Source organism: Kistimonas scapharcae (assembly GCF_039540975.1).
In the GTDB taxonomy this organism is placed as follows: domain Bacteria; phylum Pseudomonadota; class Gammaproteobacteria; order Pseudomonadales; family Endozoicomonadaceae; genus Kistimonas; species Kistimonas scapharcae.
In genome coordinates this window covers 1-4,865 of sequence record NZ_BAABFL010000321.1, presented here as the reverse complement: position 1 = coordinate 4,865, position 4,865 = coordinate 1, and the positions used below count along the sequence as shown (strand labels likewise).

Here is a 4,865-nt window from a genome sequence, read left to right as displayed (position 1 = left end):
CGGTAATGGGAACATGGGGATGAGCTTAGGCGGCAGAACGTGAAATCGCCTTATGTACCGGTTTTTGAGTACTTACCCATTTTGCGCAAATCATATCGTTTTTCTACATCATGTCTGGAGCTAACATCAGAACAATGATTTGAGTTCTGAAACTCCTGAAGCTTACGTACCTGAGCATGAAGTTTCTTTCGTAATGAATACTGTTCTTTGTTTTCCCTATCACCATTACGGGTGAAGTGACAAACAAAATGAGTATTCTCATGGAAGCGATGACTATCCAGATCATTGGCAAATTTTTCAAAAACAGACCGCTCTAATTTATACCTGCCTGATTCTGATGGCTTACTTTTAGAATACCCCGCTATCAGATCTGGAGAAACTCGATACTGACGATACGTTTGCTGCCTCATATCAAATACGAAGGCATTTGGCTGATACTGTAAGTTATTTTGATTGTTATGAACCTTTCGGCCTTTAAACTGAAAATACTGAACAAATTGAGTCAGGCCGACACCCGCAACAATCATGTAATTTCTAAGAATATTACTGATCTGAATACAAGCTCTAAGCTGCAAACACTCTTCAGTGGAAAACTGGTGCAAAAACCCAGTAATCAACATTAACCACCGTGCAATCGCCGTTCGGTCACCATCGTATGCATTACAAACAAGAAACCTTGCAGGAGTATCAATAGGTAGATCCCCATAGCAGGGCAGCGCAAGCTGAAAATGCAAAATGTCCAACCCAACCCAGTCAACGGGCGCAAAATCTGCTTTTTCGGTATTGTCCCAGATCTTATTGACTAACTGGCAGACTAATAGATTCATGAGTTTAGGAATATGCTGCTTGTCTCTCAAACCACTCTCAAACTCATAGTATTCCGCCCGTCTGGGCCAATGGAAATTACCCTTTAATTCAGCCCCATACAAAGCAAAGTCACACAATGCCAGATTCGCGCTACCATGCCCTCCCAGATGAATATGATTATCAGCATATTTTTCTGCCATGCTCTTGGGAAGCGCTATTGGACACTGGCTATCTAAGAGCGTACAAACAGTCTCTTCAGACAAAACCCCAGTAACTAAAAATTGCTGGTACGACCAGCCAATAATCCATGATGGGTCAAGCAATGAACAGAGTGCCTGCCAGTCCTTGAGCTTCCCCGGATACACTTCGAACCGGTCACCTTTCCAGTCCAGAAACTCACCGGCAAGCTTTCCCAGACAATGATTTACACTAAGCGCTCCATGTTCTGACCATTGCTTAAACATCAATTCGGCATCAGTGTCCCGAATCAGAGTGCCTGTACTGTGAGAGTAATCATGCAATGCCAACAGCAGGCGCTGGTTTTCGTCCTCGGGTTTGATCAACCGACCATTAATTCGATCAAGGGAGCAAGCAAGCATACGATCCGACCCCAGCATGGCAATGGCCGGTAGATAATTGATATCAGGCCTGAGCATTTCTACCGCCTAATATTTTGAAGTGCATTATAAATGATGCCTTTATGGGTTCTTGAACTGCCAAGGTCTGCCGACGTTATTCCATCTCTTTTCATTACATCATCTATCCGCGAAAGGTAGTTCCAAGCAAGTTCATAATGAGTGGATATCCAGTCACCAACTGTTGAAGCTTTAACATTCCCGGAAAGAGCTAAAGATATTTCCTTAAAAGTATCTTCAAGCTCCTGACTCAATTATTTTTTGACAGTGGCTTCATCCTTTTTCTTTGTTGAAGTCTTCGCACCTTTTACGATAATGGGTTCAAAATTGAAATCTTCTTTAAGATTATTCAGCATAAATATCGGATGGCGCCAGATAGCATTAACCAACACAGCCTCATGAGTAGCTTCAGTAGGATAATCTGGATTATCTATATCAACGTATTGCCACTCGACAACATTTCGTTTAAAAGTGCTACTTTCATTTTTAAAGTTTGAAAAACTACCAATGGTTTTACTTTGTGTTGTAATCGCCAGATTGGCTGCAACCATTCGTGACTCAGGCCGTAAGAAAAAGGCAAAGGCATTGACAACCATGTATTCAAACCGACGGGCACGAAAAGCAATATGTTCTTCCTTATCGATCTGCTCTTTCCTCAATAGATTCAATTGAGTAAACACTTTGTTGAAAACTGCAAAAATCAGTGGAACCATACTTCCAGGGGCAGACTTGATCTGCTGTTTATACTGTGAAACCCATTCAACAAATTGAGACGATAGTGAAGCCAAGCCAGGTAATGAACGATGTGAACTATTGTCTTCAACATCTTCATCTATGTACGGGACAAAAACTCTAAAGGCCCGATACAGCAAAGGATTTGAGGGTATGAGTTGACTCACTTACACAGTAATCTACAGGGTCTCGCATCTCCGTACAGTTACTGTGTCGTACATGGAAGAAGTCAGCTCACTGGCCAGAGAGCTTAAGGTTCATCTCCCCTGGCATCAGGCCCGAATTATTTTTCTCGCCCAGTTTATCCTGTCTCTGTTGAGGGGGCGCTCGACGAACCTGTACCGTGTCGCTGAGGAGTTCCAGTCGAAGGCCGAGACTGAGTCCTGCTACCGACGAATTAAACGGTTTTTTGCCGGATATACATACTGCTATGAACAGTTGGGAAAACTGATTCTTCACTGGCTTGCGCTTGATCGCTACACCCTGTGCATGGACAGAACCAACTGGCAGTATGGCTCCCAACACATTAACTACCTTGTCGTTTCAGTTGCCTGGCAAGGCGCCTCTATTCCAGTTGCCTGGATCTGTCTGACTAAATATGGCGGAAACTCAAGCGCAAAAGAGCGTATCGCTATTATGGAGAGGGTGCTCAAGCTGATACCTGCAGAACGAATCGATGGTCTCCTTGCTGATCGCGAGTTCATCGGCCGCGAGTGGTTTGAGTGGCTGGATAAACAGGGAATCCTTTGCCGACTGCGTATTCGCGGTAATATTTCTGTATTGGGTCGCCATGGGAAGGATATCCCGGCCCGTCATCTCTTTCGCAATATCAAGTTGAACCAGACGATTACCTGGCATAGCAAGCGCAAGGTATCCGGTGTCGCTTTATTTATCGCTGCGAGGCGATCAGAGAAAGGGCTTCTGATTGTCGTGGCTACCCGGAAGCCGGAAAGCATGATTACGGATTATTACAGGCGATGGGCGATTGAAACCCTCTTTGGCTGCCTGAAAAGCCGTGGATTCGATCTGGAATCAACCCACATGACCGATCCGGAACGGATGGACAAGCTGATGGGTATTCTGGCGTTGGCATTTGCCTGGTGTCTGATAGTCGGACACTGGCGTTATGGTGAAGCAGAAATGCTACCGCTTAATAAACACGGCAGGCCAGCAAAAAGTCTTTTCCGACTGGGGTTGGACTTGTTGCGGCGAGTTTTAAAAAACACATGCTCAAAGAATGATCAAATTGGTTTCTTGGGACTGCTGGATGTTTTGTCCCGTACATAGCATCTTCATCTAACTCATTTTCCATTGCCTTTGAGGGATTAATAGCATGTATGCTGTAAAAAGGAGTCCTTTTTTCCAGTGCTGAAAGATAGCTTCGCCACTCATCTTCTGTTGTCAGTTCAATTTCATTAGAAAGCACTAACAATGAGGTAGCCAGTATCTCGAATGCGCGACTGAAGAAGACCTTGGCAATCTGATTATCCTGGATGCCATAGTAATCCTTATGGGTATACAGTGACCTGAACAGAGGATCGACATCCTTATGTTTACTCTGCACCGACATGCTGCTGGTATAAAACTCCAGCGGAGGCATGCTACGCATGACCCTCGCATTTTCACCAAAGCAGCCCCTTAAAAAGCTTTTGTTTGCCTCAATATCGGATCTTGGCTTACCTGAACTTTTATTAGGGAATACCGCCAAAAGAGATATTTGCTCTTGAAGAAAATCCTTCGATTTTTTGTCAAAAGAGTGTTCAGACTGCAAAACGGGGCTGAATGCCAGTAATTTACTGAAGTCGAGTTCTTTGCCTGTGCCATTTAATCGAGCAAGCTGCAAGACTGTGTAGGCATTACTGTAGGCAACACCATCATGCTGCTGCTCAGCCCACCGCTGATAGATACGCCATAATTCCTGTTTTTTGAACGTGTTCCCAACATCGGTAACTTTTAACATTGATGGGGGTAATGAGCTTACCAGCTGCACCAACTCGCGGGAATTATCAGGTTTGGGCCAATGAGTACTTTTCTCCTGACCATTACCCCATGCAGAAAATTGTGTTTCTATCAGTTTTTGGTAATCGAAGAAGCTACATAACTCACCGCCTGAGCATTCGTCGATTTTAATATTAGGTAATAACTCATCAACAGGCTTAAGGGGCAAGCGTAAGTGCGCTGGCAATATTTTGGTTAAATACGAATCCGTTAGACGTTCCGCTAAAACAACACCCTTGGACTGAAGAGAACTTTTCTTATCACCGGGGAATGTTTTTGCTTCAAAGTGAAGGTTAGTAATATGTTCATATAAACCGATATCACCACTAACCAGAGGAATAATATACGGGCAGCTAAGCAGTCGCCGAACAACATCAAGCACATCAAACGCCTTATCCAGCCCCATATCCACATCATCAATGGGCATCACGATGGCATGGCAGCCAATCAGATCAATACAACATTCAACAAAGTCATGGAATAACTTCTCAACCTGAATACCGGAGCGATATTTCTGTATCCGATCGATGCCATAACTATCGCACTCATTCGCCCCATAAAGTGCTTCAGATATATCTTTTAATGCGCTGTAAAAGCGATTTTTATTGTCATCTGCATATTCTGGTTTACTTGAACACCGATTCTGGTCTACTTGAACACCCCCGTCACCTTACGTATTGGCGAGCCTGATTT

At 44.0% G+C, this 4,865-nt stretch carries 3 protein-coding genes; 1 reads left to right on the top strand and 2 read right to left on the bottom strand.

Annotated elements, in window-relative coordinates; all coding sequences use genetic code 11:
* Positions 1–50 precede the first annotated feature (50 nt).
* Positions 51–1,463, bottom strand: coding sequence for a hypothetical protein (locus ABD892_RS11705; protein WP_345195856.1), 1,413 nt, complete (start codon positions 1,461–1,463; stop codon positions 51–53).
* Positions 1,464–1,696: 233 nt separating this feature from the next.
* Complete coding sequence (locus ABD892_RS11700; protein ID WP_345195854.1) at positions 1,697–2,341, bottom strand: hypothetical protein; 645 nt, start codon at positions 2,339–2,341, stop codon at positions 1,697–1,699.
* Positions 2,342–2,393: 52 nt separating this feature from the next.
* Between ABD892_RS11700 and ABD892_RS11695 the strand changes: the two genes are divergently transcribed.
* Positions 2,394–3,461, top strand: coding sequence for an IS4 family transposase (locus tag ABD892_RS11695; protein ID WP_345195853.1), 1,068 nt, complete (start codon positions 2,394–2,396; stop codon positions 3,459–3,461).
* Positions 3,462–4,865 lie beyond the last annotated feature (1,404 nt).

What these genes read in the sequence shown, in the direction of transcription:
- ABD892_RS11705 (WP_345195856.1), bottom strand. Translation starts at nt 1,463, where the DNA reads ATGCTCAGGCCTGATATCAATTATCTACCGGCCATTGCCATGCTGGGG.
- ABD892_RS11695 (WP_345195853.1), top strand. Translation starts at nt 2,394, where the DNA reads ATGGAAGAAGTCAGCTCACTGGCCAGAGAGCTTAAGGTTCATCTCCCC.